Raw genomic sequence first — 20,574 nt, forward strand, 5'->3', positions numbered from 1 at the left:
CGGAATTGTTCTTCCTTCGCGCTGATTCTGCAGGGATCAGCGTTATAGTCGAAAGCCCACGTCAGATTCGTGTGGCGAGGAAAGTTTCTTCTGCAATACGGAGGCGAGGTGGAAAAGGTTAGAGAGGAAAGTGAATGTGACCCGGTGAGCAAGAGTGTGTCGAGTCCACCGGAGCGCAATGCCTGATGCCATGCAGAGTGGCGCAAGAGTGAGACGTATCAGGTGGCTGGCGCCGGGCTGAGGGAGCGTGCAGGCGCAGCGAAGAGCATGTGGCGGCAGAGGCCGGTCACGTAGCAATTCTTGAATTAACCACCGACACTGAAAGTTCTGCCTTCGTATCCACCCTGAAAGACATTGATGCCTTTCCCTGTCCACCGTATCGTTTCCCGGTTGAGTGCATTGTATTCAGGGCTATCGAGTTTATAAGCGTAGCTGCTCCCGGTCCTGATAACACGGGCTGTACCGGCTCCGACAACATCGGATGGATAATATCCGGAGACCATGACTGCCGAGAGCTTTGCGCCAGGCTCGGAAATCAGTGACCAGCGCACAGGCTCATAAGAGCTGAGCACCAGAACCAGGGGTTTCGCCGAGCGGCGGATGCGGACTTCGACATGCCCCATTCGGCGTCCCGCGGCCATGGATTGAGCACCGCTTGATCCTTGGTAAACCCCAACGGCTTCCACTTGCGCTTCGCGAGCAAGGTCGGCGATCGGACCGGATGCAGGTCCATACGAAAGGGGCGCAGACGGGGCAGCGGCTGGCATGCCTCGAAAGCTCCCGTTGTACGCATCGGCAGCCCGTGCCTCTTCTTGCGCCTTGAGCTTGGCCAGCTGGCGCTCCAGGTTGAAAGCAGCCAGTAATTCGTCCAGAGGCTTGGCGTCGCCCGCTTGTACCATGTCTCCGAACCACATCCCGTTGTATTCCCTGCGCATATAGCCGGTCCGCCCTGCCAGTGGCGCGAGGATGCCCGCATTGCCTTCCCTGGTTTCAACGGGAGACAGTGTGGATTTCTCTATGTCGAATACCCACGGTTTGGTACCAGTCCCACCCGCCTGGTAAGAGTCGACCAGGAGCGTAGTTTCGCCGAGCTTGCCATATTGATTCACTAAAAATTCGGCAGTAGGCCACAAAGCTTCGTTGCCGGATTCCAGGTCGACTGCCATGAAGTCTCGCGAGGAAATGAAGACAATCGCTTTGCCCTCTCGCATCAGGATGGGCGGCGAAGAAGTCACGCCTTGCCCCTGCTTGATGCTGAATTCCTTGATGGCTGTGCCTTTGATTCCTTCCGGTGCACGCTCATGTTCGACGAGCGAAAACGCCCTTTGCGATCCAAGCAGGACGCGCGATGGCGAACTGCTTACGGACAGCCCCCAGGTCTGGCGACGAAGTTCAATCGGGTGAGGTTCGATTTTCCCCTTCTGGAAATCGACATATACGAGCGAGCCATTCTTCTGCTCATTCGCCAGAGCGGCCGAAATCTCTGGCAGCCATGCGAGAAATTGAGTAATTTCCTTGGCATTCCAGAGTGTTGCGCCGGTTTCCGTATCGATGAAGGCGACTCGGCTGTTACTGATCTGGATTGCCGCCACGCGCCCGTTCGGTGACAGAAGCACATGATGCGAGGCTTCCGGCAGCGAAGGCAGGCTGGCGATCTTCTTGCCGCCGGGGATTTCGATTGAAGCAAACTCGCCGCTCGTACCGCGCAGCACGGCAACACCAGCATTCGCAGCAGCAGCGCCCGAGTAGATATTCGCAATGCTTCGTACCAGAGCAGGAGAGCCGAGCGGCTGCTTCGGACGCAGGGGAGGTTGCGCAATAAGGAGGGCAACCTGCCGGATGCCCAGGAATTGCAGCAATTGGCCGTCCTGTGCGCTCAGGCATTCACGACTAAGAAGGCCTTTGACCTTCGCAACAGTATCGAAACGTCCTATCGATATTCCCTGGCTGCAGGTTAATGCACGCAACTGGAGTCGCGAGGCATACTGCTCTTCAAAGGATTTCAACGCGGCTTCGTTGTCTTGGAGACGCGCCCGCAGGCTTTCCTCTGCAATCCTAACCTCTGCATTTGGCGGGAATGCCTTGTTCACTTTTTCGTGCGGCGGCAGGAAGATCTCCTGTAATTGCGTGCAGCCCGAAACTGAAACGCATAACACCAGGACGACGAATGCGGCACGAAACATGGACTCTCCCAAAGTTTGCGGTGTGGATGAATAAGCCTTGCGGTGGTCCAAGTCGGCGGGATCAAAGGATTTAAAGAAATTGTTTTACGGGCTGGCGTCTTGCCCCTTTCGGGCCCTATGGAGAAATGCCGGTACCTAGATTTAACTGGCGGTAATCTTAACGAATTTTCCATAATGAAAACAGTTATTCGGGCACCGGGACCAGAAGGGCGTCTCGCCCGGAAGACAGGTCGTGCACCAAACCTGCATATTCACAGGCGAATCAGGATCGGGCCTGCGGGGTTGGTTTTCTGATAAGCCGGGCTATGTTGAAAGAAGGAGCGCAGTGCGGTCCGGCTTACTGGCCGGAATTCCTCATGCTGCCGCTTCGTGCCCGCCCGGCGCGCCGTGGCGGCAATTCAACAGGTTACGCGAGGAGACAACCATGCCCACGCACAGCACCAGTACCACTCGTCCATCCATGGTGTCCGTCCAGCCCGGCTCCTTTCAGGTGAACCGGCCGAGGAGTCCGGACGACGTGATAGAGATGATCACGGAAAACAATATCGAAATCGTCGATCTGCGCTTCACCGACCTGCCCGGGCTCTGGCAGCACTTCTCGCTCACCTTGCCCGAGATAAATCCCGGCCTGTTCAGCGAGGGCGCCGGCTTCGACGGCTCTTCGATCCGGGGCTTCCAGGAGATCCATGAATCGGACATGCTGCTCAAGCCCGATCCCACCACTGCCTTCATCGACACCGAGTACGACGTGCCGACGCTGGCGATGATCTGCGACGTGTTCGATCCGGTGCAGCAACGGCCTTACTCGCGCGATCCGCGCTACGTCGCGCGCAAGGCCGAGTCCTACGTGACCCAGAGCGGCATCGCCGACATCTGCTACTTCGGGCCGGAACTGGAGTTCTTCATCTTCGACTCGATCCGCTACGCACAGGACCAGCATTGCGGCTACTACTTCGTCGAATCCGCCGAAGGGGAGTGGACCTCGGGACGCGACGAAGGCGCCTACGGTGGCGGCAACCTCGGCTACAAGCCGCGCTACAAGGAAGGCTATTTCCCGGTGCCGCCGCACGACACGCTGCAGGACATCCGTTCCGAGATCGTGCTCGAACTGATGGAAGCCGGCATCCAGGTCGAGATCCATCACCATGAAGTCTCCACCGCCGGCCAGAACGAGATCGACATGCGCTTCGCCCCGCTGCTGCGCATGGCAGACAACGTAATGATCTACAAGTACATCTGCAAGAACGTCGCGCGTCGCTTCGAGAAGGTGGCGACCTTCATGCCCAAGCCGATCTTCGCCGACAATGCAAGCGGCATGCACTGCCACCAGAGCCTCTGGCAGGAAGGCAAGAACCTGTTCTTCGATCCCTCCGGCTATGCACTGACGTCCCAGATGTGCCGCTGGTACATCGGCGGCCTGCTGCAGCATGCGCCGGCGCTGATGGCCTTCTGCGCGCCCACCACCAATTCCTACAAGCGCCTGGTGCCCGGCTACGAAGCGCCGGTGAATCTCGCCATGTCCCAGCGCAACCGCTCCGCCGCGGCACGCATCCCGATGTATTCCGAGGCCGCCAATGCCAAGCGCGTGGAATTCCGCTGCCCCGATCCTTCAGCGAATCCCTACCTCGCCTTCGCGGCAATGCTGATGGCCGGCATGGACGGGGTCGAGAAAAAGATCGACCCGGGCGAGCCGCTGGACAAGAACATCTACGACCTGCCGCCGGAAGAGGCGCGGAAGGTGAAGCAGGTGCCGGGTTCGCTGGAAGAATCACTGCAGGCACTGGAAGAGGACCATGCCTTCCTGCTCAAGGGCGATGTATTCACCCGTGACGTCATCGACACCTGGATCGAGTACAAGCGCAAGCACGAGATCGACCCGGTGCGCCTGCGCCCGCATCCCTGGGAATTCCATCTGTACTTCGATATCTGAAGGCGCCGCATGAAGGGCATGAAGCGCGCAGAGGAAAGAAGGCGGCGGGCCAGGAGAATGGCCGCCGCCTTTGAATCCACCGGCCCGCTCAGCGGCAAGGGGGAAGACCAAAAATCCTAATGCCGGGTGGTCGGCTGCCTTCCGGTGCTGGGCCGGTCCGGCGCAATCGGCGCGGAGATATCCTCCAGTGCGCTGTCGGTTGACGCCGTCTGGCGCGTGGCGAGGTCGCCCAGCGAAACCACGCCCGTCAATTCCATGTTGCGGTTGATCACCGGGATCCGCCGGATCTGCTGTTCACCCATCTGCTGCAATACCTCGCCCACGGTCTGGTCCTCGTAGCACCACAGCACCTGGTCGCTCATCACATCCGAAACGCGGCAATCGGCTGGCGCCTTGCCATCCGCTACGGCGCGGATGGTGATGTCGCGGTCGGTAATCATGCCTACCAGCTTCTTGCCATTGCATACGGGAATTGCGCCAATGTTCTGGTCGCGCATCCGCTGCGCTGCCTGCTGCAGATTATCGTCCGGGGAAATGACGGTTACGTCATGGCTCATGACTTCGGAAATCGCTTGCATGTTCGCCTCCTCGATTCAATCCGGTCACCTGTCGGACTCGTTTGGAGACCGCCATGGCTATAGAGTTTCCCGCAGCGCGTCGATGTGGGACGCGCGACGTTTCATATTCGACGGATCGCTTTGAGGGGTGTGTCCGGAATGGCATGCCAGCAGCGGCAGTGAAGCGGAAACCGAACATATCCTGTGTTTGCGAGGCGATGCGAAAACAAGCATGAACCTTGCGCGGCACGGCAGGACTAATGGGTTTGATGCAGTTGATTCTTTTTGAAAGGAAATTCCATGGCCGCGAACACAAAGAACAAGTATCCCGCAGACAAAGCAGGAACGAGGTACGCCGAATTCAAGAACACCAAGCGCGTGCCGCCCGGCAAGACACGTGCGGAACGAATGGGAAAGCAGCCCAGCGGCAGCGCAGCCGCCCAGCCGCCGGCCAAGCAATCCTAGCGCCGGCGCACCGGCCGAAGAATGTCCGGCCGCGTAAAGCATCGACGGAGCCGGAAGCTGAACGGCGCATGCAGCACAAGCTGGGCCAGCTGCATGAGAGCCGATCGCTGCAGCCGGCCCTTTTCCACTTCATACATCTCCCGGTGTCCGCTGCTGTCGGTTCGGGCCTTCGTTCCCGCAATTCATGGGTCCCATACGCGGAGAGGCGATGCCAGACTTTCGTCCTGCAGAGCCGGTTTTTCCGGCATTGGGACGACTAAATGACGACACGGCGCTTTCATCCGGGCCGGGGATGAAAGCGTCGCCTTCCTTCAAGCGGCCCCGCTGTTCAGTGCAGCGTGGTGGAAGCTGTCATCGCCCGATTCCGGCCCCGGGGCGTTCTCTTGGTGGCGCCGCCTTTTCCCTTCGCGGCCTTCGGAGCGGGCGCCTTGCCGGACTTGGCTGCCGCCTTGTTCGCCATTTTCACGCTCGCCTTGCTCTTTGCCTGGGCGCCGCTTTTCGCGGCACCGCTCTTCTTGCCCATCTCGTTCCTCTTGAGCTTCACGGCGTCTGCCTTCATGCTGTCGCTGCCGTTGACCTGCGCAGTCCGGCGTTCAAACCGTGCCAGCGTTTCCTCGAAAAGCCTCTCCTTCGAGATCACCTCTTTCAGGTTGGCCGCCGGCGCAGCACCACGCCGCGAGCCGGACGCAGCCTTGCCCTGCTGCCGTTCCACCTGCATGTGATACCTGTCACGCGCCTTGCGTGCCCGCTCCATGCGCTGCAGGAGTCCCTTGCCGCTCAGGTTGCCCACCAGCGGCGGAAAACTCTCGTTGATCAGATTGAACTCGGTTTCGGAAACCAGCTTTCTTGCTGTCGTTCGAGGAATGGCCATCTCCATCTCCTTTCATAAAAATATGAATGAGATAAGCGGCAAGCATGAAAGTTTCCCTTTTTGAATGCAGTGCATACACTGCTGGGACATGCGCGTGCGCTGTTTTTACACATGCCGCGCTCATGAACGTAGAATTGCGGCGCCATCGCAAAACGCCTGGCATGCCCTTCACACTGATGGCGGCAAAGGTCGATTGGAAACTCGGGATCGGGAGCCGAACGAATAGGGGGCTGCGAATTCGCTTACTGGAGTGGAGTCAAGCCGCTTGTATACCGGCAAGAAGGAAACTTCGCGCATCCCATGAATTGCTTGCCTGCGTTGACTCCGGACTTCACCGTGCGGGAGACCAGCTTGCCGCCGCATTTCGGGCATGCATCCGGATCAGCATTGGCGGCCACGATGCTCTGTACATGCCTGACGTGCTCACGGTGCGTTCTAAGCGATGCCGGCCGCCTGCCGGTTCGGATGCGTTCGATGACGTCCGTCACTTGCCGGTTGTCGAGAACGGTCTGGTTCTTCGACTTGATGTAGCGGATATAGCCGCCGGCTTGCGTGACGTTCTCAGGCATGGGTGTCTTGAACGTGCTGTCACCCACAAAAACAATCACGGAGTGGATGGCCGCGCTGTCCAGTTCAAGAAGCGCTTCAAGCGCTTTGACATGCTTGAAGTTCTGGTGCAGCGGATTCTGGAATTTCGTGCTGTGCCTGTAGATCTTCTGCGTCCAGGTCTTTTGCCGGGCATCGCCGAAGATCCAGCCCTTCATGTTCTTGGTCTCGATCACGAAAACGCCGAAGCGTGACACGATGACGTGATCGATCTGGGTCGTGCCATCCTCGACCGGCAAAGTGACGTTTTTGATCAGGTGGTACTCGTTGCGATCCAGCAGAAATTTTGCCGACAGGTTGACGACCGCTTCTCCAAGCATGCCCTTGAACCACGCCGATTTTGCGATGGCCGCAAGGAGCAGGAGCGGAATCAGGTACCAGAGATTGGCGAACAGTTGGGCGAGCAGGGAAGGCAGATTCACCATGAAATTTGCGATATCGAAAGCATATCGCCCGGCATGATCGAGCCGGGCATATGAGTGGCGCTGGCTTTTACAATCACCTGCATGTCGGGCCTTGCCTGCTCGCCTTGGAGCGAAGTGAGTCGCCCTAGCTGCGAAGACTGTCGCTCGTACCGTATTTCTTGCACGCCTTGATAGGTACCGGTTCCAGCATTTTCCAGTTGGAAGTTCCTTGCCGTGCCTCGCGCATGACGACGTTATAGATGCCTTTGTCGTAGCTCGCCTGTACGTCGTAGACAAAACCCGGCCTGGCGATGAACAAGGTGCCGTAACGTATTGTGCTGCTGCTTGAGGAGAGAAACCGCTTCCGGGCGAAGATAAATTCCAGGTAGCGTAATTCGCCCGTCGTCACGCCCACCTGGGCAACGCCCGGCTCCAGTTCAATGCGCCCGATATGCTCAGGCGTGCACTCGGATGTGACGCGGTGAATATCCAGGTCGGCCCAGATATTGGTCATCTTCGATCCCGAATCCACCTGGGTCCGGACCGTAAGATTCCTGGGTGCGGTGTCGGGATAAGTGGGGATGCCAGAGCAGCCTGCCAGTGAAACGATCAGCATGCTCAAGCCTAATCCACAGCCGGTCAATCGTGATTTCATCATTGGCTCTTATGCGGCTAGTTAGAAAATTTGACTCGGGTCCGGGCAGCCCATGTTGTCACCAGAGGCCCAGCCTTTCATTGCCGTGTCGATCAGGTCGACGCCGCGCCAGTACATGTCGACTTTCGTCCGGTCTTTGGCTACCGGATAAACGTCCGCAACGAAGTAATACCAGCCATCCTTGGGAATAGGGCCGACCGGGTTGTCCCATCTTTTCTGGAACGTGACTTCCGCTTTCCCGCCGGATGTTACGACGGCTGCCTTCGAGGTGTCGCCTACCTTGGTAGTGGAGCTGCCAAAGCCAATGGTCGGGCGCCTGGTGGAATAGATGTCGTAGGTGAGACACTCGGGCACTTTCTTGCTGAGTGTTTTGGTGACTTCGGCGAAGGAGCGCTTCACTTCGAAGCTTTCCTTCGAATAGGAGCTGCTGCCTTTCGCGATTTCCTTATATTCCGCAGGTGTCATCGGAACGGTGCCGCATGCCGACAGCAGGACTGCCGTGCCTGTCACTGCGATCATCTTTACTATCATCTTCAGTCTCCCAAGTGATTCGGACAGGCAGCGAGTCTACCGACGTCATTTATTTGTGTCTATTTTGCAAGGTCGGAATGTCTCATTACTGTGACAAGCCATTCATGAAACGAGTGGGCAGGGTGAAATCCAAGTCGCGGACGCAAAAAACCCTGAGAGCCTTCTCGCCTCTCAGGGTTTTTCATGCAGCATGAAGCCTGCCGCTATCGCAACCGCCTATTGATTCAGCCCGATCTGCGCATCGTTGAAGCGCTGATTGGGAATGGATCCCTACTGCGCAAGCCGCCGGCCCAACGCGCGCAGCAATGCCGCGCCGTCACCTTTCCAGGCGCTGCCGTGCATGCATGCCAGGGTGGCGGGCGCTTCACTGGCCAGCTTCTCGATCAGGGCGCCGGCATGTCTGGTATGCGAGAAGTAGTCCATCGGCTGGCGGAAAGCCTCGCTCGGTTCCAGGATGTCGTCTTCCGTCACTGCCAGCTTTCCCGCGCCGCCCTGGGTAAACAGGTCGCCGCAGAGCAGCGTGCCCGTGCTGGTCTCCATGAGATAGCCGGTTTCCCAGCCATGCGGCAGATGCGGCGCATCGAGCCACTTGACTTGGTGGTTGCCGAGGGCGAGCGTTTCGCCGTCCGCCATTGCCTGCGGCGGGCGGTCGGCAATGTCTTCGATGGAGACGAGCGCCGCGATCTGTCCGCACAGGGGAACGGCCTTCGGCGCCGCGGCCAGCCATGCGTTGAGGGAGCCGCATTCATCGGCTTCATAATGGGAGAAGCTGATGAAGCGCAGCCGGCAGGCGGGCATCACGCTTTCTACCGCCTCGCGCACCCAGGGGAACAATTTTCTCGGGCCGGTGTGGAACAGGAGAGGCTGTTCGTCGGCAACGAGATACTGGTTGAAGGAAAAGCCGCCGGGAACGGTGCCGACGGGCGTGTTGATGCGATAGATCCCGTCCGAGATTTCTTCGATGTTGGTGCCCAAAGCGTTGTTGGTGATACCCATCATTGCCTCCCGTCATGAACAGGGGAAAGCCGGAATTCATCGCGCCATCTTTCCGCAGAATCGGGCCGCGCGCGCATTTCCGGCCGATACTGTTTCAGCTTCTGCTACTTCGCGGCTTGCGGTTTGATATTGCTTAAGGATGCATCGCCAATGCCCGCGGGGCTTTGATGCAGGGCGTACTGTCGAAGATGATGTCCGTTAGTATCAATCGCAATGCCGGATCGTTGATCCGGCTATCCCTGGAGTGACTTCGACACGCCCAAAAGAAAAGGGCGTAGGGTGCGCCGTGCGCACCATCCAATTCCGGTGCGCGCGACGCACCCTACTTCTCCGTGGCAATTTGAGATCCGCTCCAGGAGAATGGAGGCAACCCCATGGACAAAAGGCCGTTCGATATCGACCTGGCATTCGAGCGCATTGAACCGGCCATCCGCCCATGGCCGAAGGCGGCGCTGTTTCAGCTGGCCGAGGAAGGTTTCGCCTCTGCGTTCGAGCAGCTGGTGGCCTGCATCATTTCCATCCGCACCTATGACGAAGTCACGCTGCCGGTGTCACGCGCGCTGTTCGCACGCGCCCGCACGCCAGCCGCGATGAACGAATTGCACTACGAGGAACTGGATGGCTTGATCAGTGCGAGCACCTTCCATGAGCGCAAGGCCAGCCAGATCCTGGCCATTGCGCGCCGCGTGGCGGAGGAATTCCAGGGCAATCTTCCCTGTGATCGCGAGGTGCTGCTCTCGTTTGCCGGCGTCGGCCCCAAGTGCGCCAATCTCGTGCTGGGCATCGCCTGCGGCGAGCCTTTCATCAGCGTGGATGTGCACGTGCATCGCGTGACCCAGCGCTGGGGCTATGTGCACGCTTCCACACCCGAGAAAACCCTGGTGGCGCTTGAAGCGCAACTGCCGCGCCGCTACTGGATCGAGATCAACCGCTTGCTGGTCCCCTTCGGCAAGCACATCTGCACCGGCAATCTTCCTCATTGCTCGACCTGTCCGGTACTGGACATGTGCCGGCAGGTTGGGGTGGAGGCACATCGCTAGGGGTTATTCTCGTCCGCGGCAGGGAAGTAGGGTGCGCCGCGCGCACCATGCAATCCCGGTGCGCATGGCGCACCCTACCTTCTTTCGCTTTCGGGCTTGTGGAAACGCTTTACGCGAGACTCACTCTCGTATTGGGAAGCCGGTACGCGGCATGCCCTTTAACGGACTCATAACGCGAGGTCGAGAAAGGCACGCGTTCTGGGGTGCTGCGGATTGGAGAACATCGCCGCCGCGCTGCCGGCCTCCACGATTTCACCCTTGTCCATGAAGATCACGCGGGTCGAGACGTCGCGCGCAAAGTTCATTTCATGGGTGACGACCAGCATGGTCATCTGCTCTTCGGCCAGCTGGCGCATGGCGCGCAGGACTTCGCCGGTCAGCTCGGGGTCGAGCGCCGAGGTAGGTTCGTCGAACAGCATCAGGTCGGGCTCCATCGCGAGGGCGCGGGCGATGGCGACACGCTGCTTCTGTCCGCCCGAGAGTTGCGAAGGATAACTGTCGCTCTTGTTCAGCAGGTCGACCTTGCGCAGCAGGGCTTCCGCCTTGGGTACGATTTCATCGCGGCGAATGCCTTTCACCGTCATCGGCGCCTCGATGATGTTTTGGAGGACGGTGAGGTGGGGGAAGAGATTGAAGTGCTGGAACACCATGCCCATCCTGCTGCAGATGCGGCGCACTTCGGCGATCGGTGCATAGCGGCAGCTGCCGTCGACGCCGGTCGTGGCCAGCGTCTCGCCTTCAATGGCGAGATGGCCGCTGTCGATCTTTTCCAGGTGATTGAGGCAGCGCAGGAAAGTGCTCTTGCCCGAGCCGGAAGGGCCGATCAGGGCGACCACGTCGCCTTTCCTGACATCCAGCGAGATGCCTTTCAATACTTCCAGGTCGCCGAAGCGCTTGCGTATGTCGCGCGCCTCGATCATCAGCATCGCTTCCACGGCATCATCCTTCATAGACGGCATAACGTTTTTCCAGGCGATGGAAGCCCCAGGTCAGCACCAGGGTCATGAGCAGGTAAAACGCGGCGGCGACGACGAAGGGCATGGTGGTGAAGTCGCGCTGCACGATGCCGCGCGCCGCGCGCAGGAGGTCGTTCATGGCCAGCACGTAGATCAGGGAAGTGTCCTTGACCAGTGTAATCGTTTCATTGCTGACCGGCGGCAGGATGCGCTTGACGACCTGCGGCAGGATGATGCGGCGCATGGTCTGCACATAGTTCATGCCGAGCACCTGCGAGGCCTCGTACTGCCCGCGGTCGACCGACTGGATGCCGGAACGGAAGATCTCGGCGAAATACGCCGCGTAATTGAGCGTGAACGCGACGATGGCGGCGGGAAAATCCGGCAGGCGCACGCCGACGACGGGCACCAGCGGCAGCGCGAAATAGATGAACAGCATCTGCAGCATCAGCGGCGTGCCGCGCATCAGCCAGATGTAGCCGCTGACGAGGCCGCTGGCGAAACGGAAATGGGAAACGCGTATCAGCGCCAGTACGAGGCCCAGCGGCACCGAGAGCACCAGCGTGATGAAGAAGACCTTCAGGGTGACCACGCTGCCGTCCAGCAGCGGGCCGATGATTTCAAAGACGTAGTTCATATGGCCGATGACCCGGTGCAGGCCGGGTCATGCAGGAAGCAAGGCTCAACCGTAGTACAGGCAGCCTTATTTGACGATGTTCTTGCCGAACCACTGGGTGGAAATCTTTTCGGCGGTGCCGTCCTTCTTCATGTCGGCGAGCGCCTGTTCCAGCTTGCCCAGCAGAGCCGCGTCGTCCTTGCGCACGCCGACGCCGTACTCTTCGGTGCCGAAGTGGTCGTCCAGCACGACATATTCGCCCGGCCGCTTGGCAGTGTAGTAGCGGCCGACCACTTCATCGACCACCAGCGCATCGAGGCGGCCGTTGCTCACGTCCATCAGGGCCGCGACATTGTCGCCGAACTTGCGCAGTTCCTTCAGATTCTTCGCAACCGGATCCTTCTCGACGGCCTCGACGGCGCTGCTGCCTTCCTGCACGCCGACGACCTTGCCGGCCAGGTCAGCCTTGCTCTTGACCGGCGACTTGGACGTCACGATGATGATCTGGCGGTTTTCCAGGTAGGGCGAGGTAAAGGCGATCTGTTCCTTGCGCTTCTCGGTGATGGTCAGGCCGTTCCACAGGGCGTCGACGCGCTTGCTGCTCAGCTCGGCTTCCTTCGCATTCCAGTCGATGGGCTTGAATTCGACAGTCGCGCCAAGGCGCTTGCCGGCCTCGCGCGCCAGGTCGATGTCGAAGCCGACCAGCTCGTTCGACTTGCTGTCACGAAAACCCATCGGCGGAAAGTTGTCATCCAGACCAATCACTATCTTGTCGGAGGCGGCCGGCGCCGAAGCAGCCGGTGCAGAAGCCTTGTCGCAAGCCGACAGGAATACGCCCGCAACGAGGGCGGCAGAAACCATCAAAAGCGCTTTTTTCATGGGAAGTTATCTGGAATCAAGTTGGCAAACGGTGGATTATTCCACAAAATCAGGCACTTTCATCGAGATTGGGATGCTTGCGCGGGGTGGCGAAGGCTGTGAGCTTGTTAATTCTGCATGCTGTTCTGGATCGGAAGACGCTTGAGCCGGAGCCCGGCCGGTCCGGTGCCGGACATATGCCGTCAGACCGGTGTGAAGGCGCATGCCTGGAATATTTGGCTCGTCGATAACCCGGTAATTTTCGCCAGATGGCAGACAAGGTAGGGTGCGCCCTGCGCACCGATTCGGCAAAAAACCTTGGGTTGGCATGACAGGGTTTGAGAGGGCGGTGCGCACGGCGCACCCTACGCTATTTCCGGTGACACAATTTGATACGAATCGGTGCGCGGGTTGTAGGGTGCGCCATGCGCACCGTTTCGGCAAAAAGACCGCGCCTCGGCATAACGGGAATCGAGGGGGATGGTGCGCATGGCGCACCCTACGTCTAGCTACGCCTAGCACCGAATCAATGTGTAGGGTGCGCCATGCGCACCATTCTCACGCCATCATTCCCCAACCCCCATATCCGCCACCTCTGACGCCGCCAGTCCCCAATCCGGTCGATACACGCCATCCCGCACAAAGCGATGAAAGGTCGAATGCGGCCAGTCCGCCGCGCGAGCCACCAGGCCGTGCTTCACCGGATTCCAGTGGATGTAATCGACGTGGCGCGCGAAATCGGTTTCATCGCGAATCTGATGTTCCCAGAACCGCCGCTGCCACAGGCCGGATTCCTTGCGCTTGAGACGCGATGCGGAAATTTCGTCCATGCCGAATGCATCGGCGCATCGTTGGGATACCAATCGCTTGATCCGCGACCATCGCATCGAAAAGTCCGCATCGCCACACGGTAGCGTCCAGATGCAATGCAGATGGTCCGGCAACAGGACCCATGCATCGACCTCGAATGGAGCGAGCAGGCGCGTTTGCCGAATCGCTTCCCGCAATGCCTCGCGCACCGGCGCCTCGGTGAGCACAGGTCGGCGGTGCAGCGTATTAACGGTGAAGAAATACGTGCCGCCCGTTGTATCGGCTCGACGATAATTCGGCATGGCTACAAGGCAGTAGGGTGCGCCGCGCGCACCGGTTCGGGAAAAGGGATGCGCGCCAGTATAAAGGAGGCGGGGTGAATAGTGCGCGCCTGTATAAGAGAGACGGGTAAATGGTGCGCACGGCGCACCCTACGTCCGCTTATAGGCGCAAGTGCCACGAGAAAACGTAGGGGGCGCCGCGCCCACCGTTCCGGAGCGGGAAACCCAGTGGTAGGGTGCGCCGTGCGCACCGCTGCAGAGCAACAGACCCCTTCAATGGGACGAAAGATCGCCCCGCATGACAATCCCCAGCCTGGCCGCAGCAAGATCGTCCGGCACGTCGCCGTAGCGCTCAAATTGCATGGTATAGCTGGCATGCCCGTGCGTCAGCGAGCGCAGCGTGGTGGCGTAGCCGAACATTTCGGACAGCGGGACTTCCGCCCGGATCGTCCTGCCGCCCGGCGCATCGTCGGCTGCCTGGATCTCGCCGCGCCGCGCCGACAGGTCGCCGATCACATCCCCCATGCCGTCTTCCGGCGTCGTCACTTCCACCCGCATGACCGGCTCCAGCAGCATCGGCCCGGCCTTGCGGCAGCCATCCCGGAACGCGATGGACGCGGCGATGCGATATGCATTCTCGTCCGAGTCGACTTCATGATAGGAACCCGAGAGCAGCGTCGCTTTCACGTCCAGTACCGGATACCCGCCCAGCACGCCTGCCGGCAGGCTGTCGCGGATGCCCTGTTCGACTGCAGGAATGAAGTTGTGCGGTATCGTGCCACCCTTGATGGTATAGACGAATTCGAAACCCTTGCCGCGCGGCCGCGGTTCGATCTTCAGCACTACGTGGCCGTAGTGCCCGCGTCCGCCGGATTGCCGGATGAACTTGCCTTCGCTCGATTCGCAAGTGCGACGAATGGTCTCGCGATAGGCGACCTGCGGCTTGCCGACGCTGGCATCGATGTTGAATTCCCGGCGCATCCGCTCGACCAGGATTTCGAGGTGCAGTTCGCCCATGCCGGAAATGATGGTCTGTCCTGAATCCGGGTCGATCCTGACCTGGAACGACGGATCTTCGCGGGCCAGCCGGGCCAGTGCCGTGCCCATTGCATCCTGGTCGGACTGATGCTTCGGTTCAATCGCCTGCGAGATTACCGGCTCCGGATACACCAGGCGCTCATAGCGGATGACGGCGGACGGATCGCACAGCGTGTCGCCGGTGGTGATGTCCTTCAATCCGACCACCGCCGCAATATCGCCCGCGTAGGCTGCGTCGACTTCGGTGCGGTGATTGGCATGCATCTGCAGCAGGCGGCCGATGCGTTCCTTCCTGCCCTTGCCGGCGTTGGTGTAAGTGCCGCCGGCCGTCATCACGCCCGAGTAAATGCGGAAATAGACCAGGTCGCCCGCGAAGGGATCGGCCATCAGCTTGAAGGCAAGCGCAGAAAACTTTTCCTCGTCGCTGGCGCGGCGCTCCGCCGGCTTGCCATGCTCGTCGTAGCCGGCGGCAGGCGGGATGTCGACAGGCGAGGGCAGGTAATCGATCACCGCATCGAGCAAGGCCTGCACGCCGCGGTTCTTCACCGCGCTGCCGCACAGCATGGGCACGATCGTGCCGGCAAGGGTACGCTCGCGCAGGGCGCTCTTGATCTCCGCCTCGCTGAACGCTTCATCGTTCAGGTATTTCTGCAGCAGTGCCTCGTTCGACTCAGCCGCCGCCTCGATCATGCGTGCGCGCCACTGCAACGCGGTTTCCATCAATGCCGCGGGGATTTCCCTGACCTCGAACTTTACGCCCTGCGATGCATCGTCCCAAATGATTGCCTTCATCCGGATCAGGTCGACCACGCCGTGGAAGTCCTCCTCCGCGCCCAGGGGAATCTGCACCGGCACCGCATTGCTCTTGAGCTGTTCGCCGATCTGCCGCTGCACCATGAAAAAATCGGCGCCTACCCGATCCATCTTGTTGACGAAAGCAATGCGCGGCACCCGGTACTTGTCGGCCTGGCGCCAGACCGTTTCCGACTGCGGCTGCACGCCGCGCACCGCATCGAAGATCACGCAGGCGCCGTCCAGCACCCGCATCGAGCGCTCGACTTCGATCGTGAAATCGACATGCCCCGGCGTATCGATGATGTTGATCCGATGCAGCGGATGGTCGCCGGCCATGCCGCTCCAGAAGCAATTGGTCGCGGCGGACGTGATCGTGATGCCGCGCTCCTTTTCCTGCTCCATCCAGTCCATCGTCGCCGACCCTTCATCCACTTCGCCGAGCTTGTGGCTGACGCCGGTGTAGAACAGGATGCGTTCCGTGGTCGTGGTCTTGCCGGCGTCGATATGGGCGCTGATGCCAATGTTGCGGTAACGCTCGATAGGGGTTTTGCGAGGCATGGCTCTCCTCCCTGCGAATGCTTGCAGGCAATGCACGCATGGCGCGTGTGCCAGATCATTATAGGAAAGGAGCGCGGCAGCGAACTCCTGCGCCGTCAGACGTTCACGGAAGGTAGGGTGCGCCATGCGCACCAGTTATCGGGAAGGGCTGAATCAGCTACCTGAACCGAAAGAGGAATGGTGCGCATGGCGCACCCTACACTGTCGGGTCGCAGCTAACGCGCACGGTGAGATGTTGGATCTGGCCCAACCCACGAACGCCAAATTCTGCCGACATGCCAGGCGATGTTCGGCTTTTTGTCCTTCATAAGGCGCCTACATGCCGGTTTATGCACTGAACCGGGACTGGCATGCGCATTGCTCAATACCTTCCCGAACATGGCGACATGTTCGATGTGAACCACCAACCATTCATTTACTTTCAGGAGAAGCACGATGACTACGCTCGTAATCAAGGATCTGATCAAGCACGAGGAACTGGACCACGAGGCGATGATTGCCATTCGTGGCGGGATCATAGGCGGCTGCGGCTATTTTTACGGAGGCATGACGGTACAGGAAGCCGTTGAAACGTTTGTCTGCCGCGCCGGGCAAGCGAGCCACAGCCGCTAATGGCAAAGCAGTCGTAGGGTGCGCCGCGCACACCGCTGCCGAGAAAGGCTGCAGCGACGCAGGGGTTTGAAAGAGAAATGGTGCGCATGGCGCACCCTACGCCCCCTTATGAATGTTCACGCCGTAGCGTGGGGATGGTGGAGAAGGCCGCCAAACGTTCATGGAACGTAGGGTGCGCCGCGCGCACCGGTATCGAAAAAGGCTGAATCAACACTGCGAACCGAAAGAGGAATGGTGGGCATGGCGCACCCTACGCCCCCTCATGAATGTTCATGCCGTAGCGTGCGGATGGTGGAAAAGGCCGCCAAACGTTCACGGAACGTAGGGTGCGCCGTGCGCACCGGTACCGGTATAGGCTTAATCAACACAGCGAACCGAAAGAGGAATGGTGCGCACGGCGCACCCTACGCCCACCGACTCCCCTTGCTTCAAACCGCGAATTCCAGCGTTTCCCCGTCCGCAGGAATCCGCAGGCGGTCGTCCACGCCCGCATGGGCCGCAGCACTCCTGAGTTCCGTCCGTTGCACCGGGCAATGACTCAGCGCTTCCAGGTGATTCGCCACGGTGATGCCTTGCGCGGCCCGGGCAAACGCGAGGACTTCCGTCGTGCCCATGATGATTTCATGTCCGACCTCAAACCGCGCGCCGCCGGCCGGGACCACGGAAATGTCGGGCTGATGACGCGCGAGGAATGCAAGCACCTCTGGCGTCAGTATGGTATCGCCGGACAGGTACAGGCTCGGCTCCCCCGGCATCTCGATAAAGTAGCCGACGCCGTGTTCCATCAGCAGGCCGACCATGCCCCTGCCATGCCTGCATGTCACCGTCCTGATCCGTCCGCCAAGGAAAGGCTGCGGTTCATGATGCTGCTCCGGCAGCGGCAGCACGTTCAGGCCGCGCTGGCGAAGATGGCCGGCATCGTGCGGCGTGCAGATGACCGGGATTTGCCTGCCGCGCAGCCAGTGCTTGCCCGCGCGGTCGAGATGGTCGAAATGGCCTTTCTGGCAATGCGTGATCAGGCAATGGGTCACCGTGTCCAGTGCCGCATCGGCCTCCGGCGGCAGATCGACGATGGGATTGCGCTCGCGCTGACTTAAAAACTTCAAGGGCGGCAGTGCGCCTTTGGGCGCCAGCATCGGATCCACGAGGATCCGGTAAGCGCCGATCTCGATGATGGCCGTGGCATTGCGGAGCTGGGTGATTTTCATGGTCTATCCTTTCTGATGGGATGACGCATTGTGCTCTGGGCAGTGGCCAGCTTAGAATGGCTAAAATTGACATAAAACAACCATTTCCTGCCATGCCTGCATCGCGTCCCTTGCCACGCTCCTCTTCAAGCCCTTCGCCAGGTCCTTTCCGTATCGGTTTGCTCCTGTACCCGGAATGCATGCCGGCCGGGCTGTTGGGCTTCACCGATCTTCTCCATGCGGCGAACCGGCGGACCGGGGCAAGGCTGTTCGAACCCGTGTTTGTGGCGGCGCAGGCGGGCACGGTCGAATGCGCTCACGGCCACGTGATCAAGGCCGCGTCATCGGTCCGGGATGCGCGTCTCGACGCGGTACTGATCCCCGGCTTCTGGGCCGAATCGCCGCGGCAGATCGCCGGCACGCTCGCGGCAAATGCCGGGCTGATCGCGGCACTGGCGGGGCTGCAGAAAAACATGGCGATGTGGAGCTACTGCACCGGCGTCTGCCTGGCTGCCGCATCAGGGAGGCTGAACGGGCAGAATGCGACGATTACCTGGTGGCTGGCGGACATGGTGCGGGAACAGTACCCCAAGGCGCTCTGGCAAGTCGAGCGCACCAGCGTCTTCAACACGCTGACCGCGACCGCGTCCGGGGTCAACGGCTATCTGCCGATCGCCCAGGCATTCATCGAAACGCGCATCAGCAAGGAAGCCTACCGGGACCTGACGAAGCTCATGGTCCTGCCGCGTCCCGAGCGCACCCATCACGCCTTTCAGACGATGAACCTGATCGAACAGCCGAACCGCCTGCTGCGCGAGCTGCACATGATCGCGGAGCGGCTGCCGGCCTTCGAAGCGACGGTGGGCAGACTGGCTGCGGAGCTGCACATGACGGAGCGCACCCTGGCCCGGAAGGTCGCCGCCGCCACGGGATTGCCGGTCGCAAGCTATGTGCGCCGCATCAAGCTCAACCAGGTCAGCGAGCGCCTGATCCATACCACTGCACCGGCGGCCACAATCAGCGCCGAACTCGGCTTCAGCAGCGATTCCGGCATGCGGCGCATGTTCAAGGAGTTGACGGCGCTGACGCCAATGCAATACCGGCAGGCATTCGGAAGGTCGTGAATGTGAAGGTCGTGAATGTCGCCATATCTGCGGCGCATCATGTCTGCAGTGCCGGCACGCGCCGGCACGGGACGTGAGAGGCTGATGATTGCCTAGGCCTGCCTGCTGTCCCGGGCATCCATGTCGGCCAGCGACTCCCGCCCGCGCTCGGTGAGGTCATATCCGTCGCCTGCTGCCCTCGGCGCGATCAGTCCCTTTCTGGTCAGGAAGGTGGCGACATCCGCATCGAGGGATGCCGGTGCGGCAGCCACCGCCGCCGCGTTTGCTACTGCGCGCAGCCCATCGACGCAGCGTTTCACGAACAGTGTCTGCTGTCCTTTTTCAGTCAGCGAATATGTGCCATCGCGGGCGCTCGTCACATACTTCAGCCCGATCAGCTTCTTGGCATTGCGTGCGACGCAGGCGCTGGGCTTGACCCCTTTTTTCAACTGCCGGATCTGGGCCAGCGCTTCAAACTCATCCTTCGTCAAACTGTCGTCCATGTCTTTTCCTGAAATCGATAATCGTTAGCGGTGCGCCCACGGCGCGGGGGAGGACTCTCGCATCTCCTGCAAGCGCCGCAGCCGCTCTTCCTCTTCTTTGCGGGCAAGGGTGATTTCACGCATGACGGCGCCCACGTCCGCCGGCCGGTCGTCGGCTGCCACTTGTCCAGTCAGCACGGTATCCGGACGCAGCAAACCTGCGCCGTAGAGCGCCCAGATTTCCTTCCCGTACTGCGTATGCGCGAGCTGCGGTGCAAACCGGCTGAAAAATGTCGCCAGGTTCGCCACGTCGCGCTCCAGCATCGCGCCGGCCTGCATATTGCCGGCCGCATTGATCGCCTGCGGCAGATCGATGATGACAGGCCCGTCGGCATCGACCAGGATGTTGTATTCGGAAAGATCGCCATGGATGACGCCGGCGCACAGCATCAGCACCACCTCGCGCAGCAGTGCCGCATGATAGGCCAGCGCCAGCTCCTGCGTCAGCTCCACATCGCTGAGCCGCGGCGCGACCTGGCCGCCGGCATCCGTCACCAGGTCCATCAGCAGCACGCCTTCGAGGCAGATGTGCGGCCTCGGCACGCGCACCCCGGCAGCGGCAAGGCGATACAAGGCATCCACCTCCGCGTTCTGCCATACCTCTTCCTGCATCCTGCGGCCGTAGCGCGTGCCTTTTTCCATCGCCCGCGCCTGCCGGCTGTTCCTGACCTTGCGGCCCTCCTGGTACGAGGCGGCTTGGCGGAAGCTGCGCTGGCTGGCCTCCTTGTAGACCTTTGCGCAACGAATCTCCTCGCCACAACGCACCACGTACACCGTCGCTTCCTTGCCGCTCATGAGCTGGCGGATGACCGCGTCAACCAGGCCCTCATCAACGAGCGGCTGGATTCTTTTCGGTATTTTCATGGGATGGCGATGCTCGCAAAGGTGGGCAGGGAAGAGGGAACGGCTGTCGCCGAAACCGCGCAGGTGCCGCAGTGTATCAGGATGCCGCCTGCTTGCAGGCGGAGCGCGACGGATGG

Annotated in this window: 20 protein-coding genes; 5 read left to right on the forward strand and 15 right to left on the reverse strand. The window is 60.4% G+C overall.

Annotated features, from left to right (window positions below; all coding sequences use genetic code 11):
• Positions 1-305: 305 nt before the first annotated feature.
• Positions 306-2,183: a hypothetical protein gene (locus HGHM_RS04010; protein WP_019140223.1), complete on the reverse strand. Its 1,878-nt coding sequence runs from the start codon at positions 2,181-2,183 to the stop codon at positions 306-308.
• Between the two features lie 424 nt (positions 2,184-2,607).
• Here HGHM_RS04010 and glnA point away from each other — a divergent pair, with 424 nt between their 5' ends.
• Positions 2,608-4,113: a type I glutamate--ammonia ligase gene (gene glnA / locus HGHM_RS04015; RefSeq protein ID WP_026075676.1), complete on the forward strand. Its 1,506-nt coding sequence runs from the start codon at positions 2,608-2,610 to the stop codon at positions 4,111-4,113.
• A gap of 116 nt (positions 4,114-4,229) precedes the next feature.
• On the opposite strand, the gene HGHM_RS04025 is transcribed toward glnA, so the two are convergent.
• Positions 4,230-4,691, reverse strand: coding sequence for a CBS domain-containing protein (locus HGHM_RS04025; protein ID WP_019140226.1), 462 nt, complete (start codon positions 4,689-4,691; stop codon positions 4,230-4,232).
• Positions 4,692-4,970: 279 nt separating this feature from the next.
• Between HGHM_RS04025 and HGHM_RS23040 the strand changes: the two genes are divergently transcribed.
• Positions 4,971-5,135, forward strand: a complete 165-nt coding sequence (locus HGHM_RS23040; protein WP_019140227.1) for a hypothetical protein — start codon at positions 4,971-4,973, stop codon at positions 5,133-5,135.
• A 328-nt stretch (positions 5,136-5,463) separates the two neighbouring features.
• Here HGHM_RS23040 and HGHM_RS04040 read toward each other — a convergent pair whose 3' ends face one another.
• From HGHM_RS04040 to HGHM_RS04065, 5 genes are all read right to left on the reverse strand, one after another.
• Entirely contained in the window at positions 5,464-6,006 is a 543-nt protein-coding gene (locus HGHM_RS04040) for a hypothetical protein (RefSeq protein WP_148415355.1), read from the reverse strand.
• A gap of 242 nt (positions 6,007-6,248) precedes the next feature.
• Entirely contained in the window at positions 6,249-7,037 is a 789-nt protein-coding gene (locus HGHM_RS04045; RefSeq protein ID WP_019140230.1) for a nuclease-related domain-containing protein, read from the reverse strand.
• Between the two features lie 124 nt (positions 7,038-7,161).
• Positions 7,162-7,632: a hypothetical protein gene (locus HGHM_RS04055; protein ID WP_019140232.1), complete on the reverse strand. Its 471-nt coding sequence runs from the start codon at positions 7,630-7,632 to the stop codon at positions 7,162-7,164.
• A gap of 60 nt (positions 7,633-7,692) precedes the next feature.
• Positions 7,693-8,202, reverse strand: coding sequence for a hypothetical protein (locus HGHM_RS04060; protein WP_148415357.1), 510 nt, complete (start codon positions 8,200-8,202; stop codon positions 7,693-7,695).
• Between the two features lie 270 nt (positions 8,203-8,472).
• Complete coding sequence (locus HGHM_RS04065) at positions 8,473-9,198, reverse strand: MBL fold metallo-hydrolase (RefSeq protein ID WP_034348725.1); 726 nt, start codon at positions 9,196-9,198, stop codon at positions 8,473-8,475.
• Positions 9,199-9,572: 374 nt separating this feature from the next.
• On the opposite strand from HGHM_RS04065, the gene HGHM_RS04070 reads away from it, so the two are divergent.
• Positions 9,573-10,238 carry an endonuclease III domain-containing protein gene (locus HGHM_RS04070; RefSeq protein WP_019140235.1) on the forward strand — a complete coding sequence of 222 codons (666 nt, stop codon included), beginning with the start codon at positions 9,573-9,575 and terminating at the stop codon, positions 10,236-10,238.
• Between the two features lie 167 nt (positions 10,239-10,405).
• Here HGHM_RS04070 and HGHM_RS04075 read toward each other — a convergent pair whose 3' ends face one another.
• The 5 genes from HGHM_RS04075 to fusA form a co-directional block, all read right to left on the reverse strand.
• Positions 10,406-11,197, reverse strand: coding sequence for an amino acid ABC transporter ATP-binding protein (locus HGHM_RS04075; protein WP_281004494.1), 792 nt, complete (start codon positions 11,195-11,197; stop codon positions 10,406-10,408).
• Positions 11,178-11,831, reverse strand: coding sequence for an amino acid ABC transporter permease (locus HGHM_RS04080; protein ID WP_019140237.1), 654 nt, complete (start codon positions 11,829-11,831; stop codon positions 11,178-11,180). The genes HGHM_RS04075 and HGHM_RS04080 overlap by 20 nt, the downstream gene beginning before the upstream one ends.
• Positions 11,832-11,897: 66 nt before the next feature.
• A complete protein-coding gene (locus HGHM_RS04085; RefSeq protein ID WP_026075677.1) occupies positions 11,898-12,689 on the reverse strand; it encodes an amino acid ABC transporter substrate-binding protein in 792 nt (263 codons plus the stop codon).
• A gap of 545 nt (positions 12,690-13,234) precedes the next feature.
• On the reverse strand, positions 13,235-13,780 hold the full coding sequence (locus HGHM_RS04090) for an REP-associated tyrosine transposase (RefSeq protein ID WP_026075678.1): 546 nt from the start codon (positions 13,778-13,780) through the stop codon (positions 13,235-13,237).
• Between the two features lie 252 nt (positions 13,781-14,032).
• A complete protein-coding gene (gene fusA / locus HGHM_RS04095) occupies positions 14,033-16,150 on the reverse strand; it encodes an elongation factor G (protein ID WP_019140240.1) in 2,118 nt (705 codons plus the stop codon).
• A 435-nt stretch (positions 16,151-16,585) separates the two neighbouring features.
• On the opposite strand from fusA, the gene HGHM_RS23045 reads away from it, so the two are divergent.
• Positions 16,586-16,762, forward strand: a complete 177-nt coding sequence (locus HGHM_RS23045; RefSeq protein WP_019140241.1) for a hypothetical protein — start codon at positions 16,586-16,588, stop codon at positions 16,760-16,762.
• 428 nt (positions 16,763-17,190) lie between these two features.
• Here the strand turns inward: HGHM_RS23045 and HGHM_RS04105 are convergent, their stop codons facing one another.
• The gene (locus HGHM_RS04105) at positions 17,191-17,970 is read right to left on the reverse strand and encodes an MBL fold metallo-hydrolase (RefSeq protein WP_019140242.1); all 780 of its coding nucleotides are present in this window, start codon (positions 17,968-17,970) and stop codon (positions 17,191-17,193) included.
• 179 nt (positions 17,971-18,149) lie between these two features.
• On the opposite strand from HGHM_RS04105, the gene HGHM_RS04110 reads away from it, so the two are divergent.
• A complete protein-coding gene (locus HGHM_RS04110) occupies positions 18,150-19,073 on the forward strand; it encodes a helix-turn-helix domain-containing protein (protein ID WP_019140243.1) in 924 nt (307 codons plus the stop codon).
• Between the two features lie 92 nt (positions 19,074-19,165).
• Here the strand turns inward: HGHM_RS04110 and HGHM_RS04120 are convergent, their stop codons facing one another.
• The gene (locus tag HGHM_RS04120) at positions 19,166-19,555 is read right to left on the reverse strand and encodes a hypothetical protein (protein ID WP_019140244.1); all 390 of its coding nucleotides are present in this window, start codon (positions 19,553-19,555) and stop codon (positions 19,166-19,168) included.
• Between the two features lie 24 nt (positions 19,556-19,579).
• A complete protein-coding gene (locus HGHM_RS04125) occupies positions 19,580-20,458 on the reverse strand; it encodes a PA4780 family RIO1-like protein kinase (protein ID WP_019140245.1) in 879 nt (292 codons plus the stop codon).
• Positions 20,459-20,574 lie beyond the last annotated feature (116 nt).

The sequence above is a fragment of the Noviherbaspirillum massiliense JC206 genome, assembly GCF_000312045.1.
GTDB classification, from domain to species: Bacteria; Pseudomonadota; Gammaproteobacteria; order Burkholderiales; family Burkholderiaceae_D; genus Noviherbaspirillum; species Noviherbaspirillum massiliense.

Coding starts and splice junctions, on each gene's coding strand:
- HGHM_RS04010 (WP_019140223.1), bottom strand. CDS start 2,183: ATGTTTCGTGCCGCATTCGTCGTCCTGGTGTTATGCGTTTCAGTTTCG.
- glnA (WP_026075676.1), top strand. CDS start 2,608: ATGCCCACGCACAGCACCAGTACCACTCGTCCATCCATGGTGTCCGTC.
- HGHM_RS04025 (WP_019140226.1), bottom strand. CDS start 4,691: ATGCAAGCGATTTCCGAAGTCATGAGCCATGACGTAACCGTCATTTCC.
- HGHM_RS23040 (WP_019140227.1), top strand. CDS start 4,971: ATGGCCGCGAACACAAAGAACAAGTATCCCGCAGACAAAGCAGGAACG.
- HGHM_RS04040 (WP_148415355.1), bottom strand. CDS start 6,006: ATGGCCATTCCTCGAACGACAGCAAGAAAGCTGGTTTCCGAAACCGAG.
- HGHM_RS04045 (WP_019140230.1), bottom strand. CDS start 7,037: ATGGTGAATCTGCCTTCCCTGCTCGCCCAACTGTTCGCCAATCTCTGG.
- HGHM_RS04055 (WP_019140232.1), bottom strand. CDS start 7,632: ATGCTGATCGTTTCACTGGCAGGCTGCTCTGGCATCCCCACTTATCCC.
- HGHM_RS04060 (WP_148415357.1), bottom strand. CDS start 8,202: ATGATAGTAAAGATGATCGCAGTGACAGGCACGGCAGTCCTGCTGTCG.
- HGHM_RS04065 (WP_034348725.1), bottom strand. CDS start 9,198: ATGGGTATCACCAACAACGCTTTGGGCACCAACATCGAAGAAATCTCG.
- HGHM_RS04070 (WP_019140235.1), top strand. CDS start 9,573: ATGGACAAAAGGCCGTTCGATATCGACCTGGCATTCGAGCGCATTGAA.
- HGHM_RS04075 (WP_281004494.1), bottom strand. CDS start 11,197: ATGCCGTCTATGAAGGATGATGCCGTGGAAGCGATGCTGATGATCGAG.
- HGHM_RS04080 (WP_019140237.1), bottom strand. CDS start 11,831: ATGAACTACGTCTTTGAAATCATCGGCCCGCTGCTGGACGGCAGCGTG.
- HGHM_RS04085 (WP_026075677.1), bottom strand. CDS start 12,689: ATGAAAAAAGCGCTTTTGATGGTTTCTGCCGCCCTCGTTGCGGGCGTA.
- HGHM_RS04090 (WP_026075678.1), bottom strand. CDS start 13,780: ATGCCGAATTATCGTCGAGCCGATACAACGGGCGGCACGTATTTCTTC.
- fusA (WP_019140240.1), bottom strand. CDS start 16,150: ATGCCTCGCAAAACCCCTATCGAGCGTTACCGCAACATTGGCATCAGC.
- HGHM_RS23045 (WP_019140241.1), top strand. CDS start 16,586: ATGACTACGCTCGTAATCAAGGATCTGATCAAGCACGAGGAACTGGAC.
- HGHM_RS04105 (WP_019140242.1), bottom strand. CDS start 17,970: ATGAAAATCACCCAGCTCCGCAATGCCACGGCCATCATCGAGATCGGC.
- HGHM_RS04110 (WP_019140243.1), top strand. CDS start 18,150: ATGCCGGCCGGGCTGTTGGGCTTCACCGATCTTCTCCATGCGGCGAAC.
- HGHM_RS04120 (WP_019140244.1), bottom strand. CDS start 19,555: ATGGACGACAGTTTGACGAAGGATGAGTTTGAAGCGCTGGCCCAGATC.
- HGHM_RS04125 (WP_019140245.1), bottom strand. CDS start 20,458: ATGAAAATACCGAAAAGAATCCAGCCGCTCGTTGATGAGGGCCTGGTT.